Origin of the sequence: Micromonospora sp. NPDC051296 (assembly GCF_040682255.1) — a bacterium.
GTDB classification, from domain to species: Bacteria; Actinomycetota; Actinomycetes; order Mycobacteriales; family Micromonosporaceae; genus Micromonospora; species Micromonospora craterilacus.
Window position 1 is genome coordinate 1 of record NZ_JBFBAO010000500.1, and the last position, 4,005, is coordinate 4,005.

The 4,005-nt window shown below is 73.7% G+C and carries 3 protein-coding genes; 1 reads left to right on the top strand and 2 read right to left on the bottom strand.

Annotated elements, in window-relative coordinates; translation table 11 throughout:
- On the bottom strand, positions 1 to 1,434 hold a 1,434-nt coding region (locus AB0M52_RS31750), incomplete at its 3' end, for a dynamin family protein (RefSeq protein WP_363961336.1).
- 94 nt (positions 1,435 to 1,528) lie between these two features.
- The gene (locus AB0M52_RS31755; protein ID WP_363961338.1) at positions 1,529 to 2,422 is read right to left on the bottom strand and encodes an IniB N-terminal domain-containing protein; all 894 of its coding nucleotides are present in this window, start codon (positions 2,420 to 2,422) and stop codon (positions 1,529 to 1,531) included.
- A gap of 275 nt (positions 2,423 to 2,697) precedes the next feature.
- On the opposite strand from AB0M52_RS31755, the gene AB0M52_RS31760 reads away from it, so the two are divergent.
- On the top strand, positions 2,698 to 3,978 hold the full coding sequence (locus tag AB0M52_RS31760; RefSeq protein WP_363961342.1) for an Hsp70 family protein: 1,281 nt from the start codon (positions 2,698 to 2,700) through the stop codon (positions 3,976 to 3,978).
- Positions 3,979 to 4,005 lie beyond the last annotated feature (27 nt).

The following is a 4,005-nucleotide window of genomic DNA, read 5'->3' on the forward strand; positions in this document are numbered from 1 at the left end:
CAGGGTCAGGGCCAGGCCGAACATCAGCAGCCCGCCGTACGAGCCCTTCATGCCCGTGATCACCTTCTGGCTCACGGTGAACCGGTCGACGCTCGGGCGCTCGATCTCCGGCAGCGGTTCCCCGGGCTCGGTCGGCACCACCAGCGGCCAGGGCGGCAACGACCCGTGACCGTAGCGGGTGAACGAGTCCGCGACCCGCCGGGCGACCCAGTCGCAGCGCTCGACCAGCCACTGCCGGTTCGCCTCCGCCGCCTCGACCAGGCTGCGCTCCAACCACTCCTGCACGGTGTCCCAGGCGACCAGCGGGTCGGCGGTCTCGAACGCCTCGTCGACCATCCGCAGGATGTGCCGGGTCCGGTCACGCAGGTCGTGCTCGACGTCGGAGAGCAGGTCGGCCATCTCGTCGGCCAGCGTGTTCTGCCACCGGATGGAGCAGCGGCGCAGCCCGTCGGCCTCCCGCTGGGCGGCGTGCAGCCGGGCCATCGGGCCGGACTCCTTGTCGGTGCGCTGGCTCTCCAGCTCCGCGCGCAGCGGCGCGGCGAGCTGCTCCACCACGGTACGTGCGGTCAGCACCACCGCCGCCCGGGCCAGCAGGTCGGGTTTGCCGGTCAGGTCCCGCCTCAGGCGGGCGATCAGCGGCGGAAACCCGGACTCGGCGTTGAGGGCGTGGTCGCCGGTGGCGGCGGCGCGCAGGCGCAGCGCCGCCGACACCGGAATCAGCGACGCCGGCACGCCGGCATCGGCCAGATGCCGCCGGTTGCGGTCGGCCACCGTACGCCAGTCCGGCACCAGGTCCGTCTTGGTCTGCACCACGACCACGTTGGCGTGCGACCGGGTGAGGTGCAGCAACAGGTTCAGTTCGGCCACCGAGAGGTCCCGGGTGGAGTCGGAGACCAGCAGCACGGTGTCCGCGCGGGTGAGCGCGGCGACCGGGGTGGTGGCGCCGGTCGCCGCCAACTCGCCGCTGCCGGGCATGTCCACCAGCACCACGCCCGCGCCGAGCAGCGCGCGGGGCAGACCGATCTCGACGTACGCGGGGCCGGCCCCGGGACGGCGACCGGCGGTGCCGGCCACCCCCGCCGCGATCTGCTCGGTGGGCACCGTGGTCCGTTCCAGCGTCCCCGCGACGGCCACCGCTCCCGGCATCGGCGGCGGTGTCTGCACCACGGTCGCCGTCGCCACTTCCGCGTGCCGCAGCACGGTCGGCAGGACGGTGGTGCGCCCGTCGCCGACCGGGCAGACCGGGGCGTTGACGATTGCGTTGACCAGTTGACTCTTGCCCTGCTTCGGCTCGCCCACGACCAGCACGGTCAGCGCCGGATCGAGCAGATGGGCCCGCTTGAGCCGGACCGCTTGGAGCAGGTCGCCGCGCCCGTGTTCCTGACACGTACGGGCGATGTCGTCGAGCGCGTCCAGCCAGATCCCCGCTATCACCGCACCAAGTGTGCTGATATCAGCGGAATTATCAAGAGCTGGTCCGACGGAAGTGCCGGGCGCTGCCGGGCCCGGCACTTCGCGTGCAGGTCGGTCAGAGCAGACCGTCGGTGAGACCCAGCAGGCCACCGGTCGAGGTGGACGCCTCGCCGTGGACGGTGGCGTCACCGTGCGTCGAGCCGCTCGCCCCGCCGGTGACCGAGCTCGTCGCGCCGCCGGTCACGCCGCCCGCGACGCCGGAGAGCAGGCCGTCCACCTGGCCGGCCACCCCGTTGACCGTGGACGGGAGGTCGACCGGGGGCACCACGCCGGTGACCCCGTCGGGCAGGCCCAGCCCGCCCAGGGTCTCGTTGACGCCGAGCGAGCCGACCAGGTCACCGACCTGGCTGGTGGTGCCGGGCAGCAGGCCCGCCGTGGTGTCGAGCAGCCCGTTGCCGGCGGTGTCTACAGCGGACGCCGGGTCGCCGATCGTGCCGGTGACGTCACCGACCGCCGGGCCGGTGGTGCTGTCGACCACGCTGGTGACGTCCGCGTCGAGCGTGTCCGCCACGTCGTGCACACCGGACAGGTCGGCGCCGACACCGTAGGGCGACACCCCCAGGCCGACGCCGGGCAGCAGGTGCACCCCGGCGCTGACCGTCGCCGGGTCGACGGCGATCGCGCCGAGCACCCCCGCGTTGACGTCCACGCCGCTGTACGAGCTGCTGACGGTGATCTGCTGCGCCACGTTCTGCAGCTGGCCGATCACGTCGGTGCTGTCGCCGAGCAGCGGATCCGCGCCGAGCTGGCCGGTCAGCGGGGCCACCGGCGCGAGCCCGTGCACCGGGGCGTAGTCGACCACCAGCGGCACCACGTCCTGCACGTCGGCGGCGGTGATGTCGCCGAGCCCCGCAGCCCGCAGCGCGCCCTCCGGGTCGAGGTCGAAGGCCGACCGCGCGTCGGCGTCGGTGAGCAGGTTGAGCACGAAGTCGTGCAGGGTCTGGTCCATGTTCGCAGGTCTCTCCTCGGACGGAACGTCAACGACCGGTGATCGTCAACGACGCTACGGTCGGTGAGCGGCACCGGTCATCGGGGACGATCCCGCAACCCGACCCGCCCGGTTAGGGGTATTTAGCCTCTCGTACGTTAGGGGGACTGGGGGGCCGAGGCCGGCCGAAGTTGGGGCTCCTGATGTCGGAGCGATCTCTGGTACGAACGTAGGAGCCCACGGGACACCCCGGGGGTGGTCGCCGGTGCGGCCGAGGCGGTCAAGGAAGAAAGCAGATGCCGTACGTCCTGGGAATACACATCGGAAACACCAGCGCGGTTGCCGCGGTGGCGCGCTGGCAGGACGGGGGCTGGGGCCGACCCGAGACGGTCGCGCTGCGACCCACGGAGGCGTCCCTGCCGTCGACCATGGTGTTGTCACCCGACGGGACGTTCACTCTCGGTGAGGTCGGCGACGCGAGCCGTACCGCGCGCGGAATCCTGGGCCGGGTCGGTGACGACGTGCCCCTGCTGCTCGACGGCAACCCGTACCCGCCACCGACGTTGATCGCTCTGCTCGCCGCCCACGTAATCGAGTGGGTGGGCGAACAGGAGGGCGAGGTGGCCGAGGCGATCGTGCTCAGCCACCCCGCCGGGTGGGGGCGGCACCGGCGCGACCTGCTGCAACAGGCCCTGTGGGAACGGCGCCTCGGTGAGGCGGCCCTGCTGCCCCGTACCGTCACCGTGGCCGAGAGCCACGCGGCCCGCGGCTTCCCGGGCGGCCTGGCCGCCGTCTACGCGCTCGGCGGCGACACCTTCGAGGCCGCGCTGGTCCGGCGCAACTCCCGCGGCCGGTACGAGACCGTCGGCGTCCCGCAGGGGCTCAGCTGCCTCGGCGGCACCACCTTCGACGAGGCGCTGGCCGGGCACGTACGAACCGTGCTCGCCCGGGAACTCGCCGCCGCCGGCCCCGGGGCGGAGGCCACCCTGCGCGGGCTGCCCGCCGAGTGCGAACGGGCCAAGCGGGACCTGACCGTCGGCAGCCAGACCGACGTGCAACTGTCCCTGCCGACCGGCCCCGTCCGGGTGCCGGTGACCAGGTTGCAGTTCGAGGAACTGATCCGCCCCGCCGTACGGGCCACCGTGGAGCTGCTGCTGCGGGCCGTGCACGCCGCCGGGCTGGCCCCGGCGCGGCTCGACGGGGTGCTGCTCACCGGGGCCTCCACCCGGATCCCGCTGGTCGCCGAACTGCTCGCCGCCGCCGGGCTCCCGGTCGAGACGGCACCCGACCCGCAGACCACCGCCGCCACCGGCGCGGCCGTCGCCGCCGCCCAGATCCTCACGCCCGCGCCGCTGCCGGCCGGTCCACCCGCACCGGCCGGCGGCGTCGCCCGTACCCCCGGCGGGATGACCGGCCGCCCGGCCGAGAACCAGCCGCCGCACGACGAACCGCCACCCCGCCCACCGATCCGATTCACCCCGCTGGACCTGCCGAAACCGTCCCGCCGGACGCTGTGGATGTTCCCCGTGCTGCCCGGCACCGGTACGACGACCGGCCCCTCGGTGCGGGTCTGCTGAGACCGATCCGTTGCCGGGTCGACATCG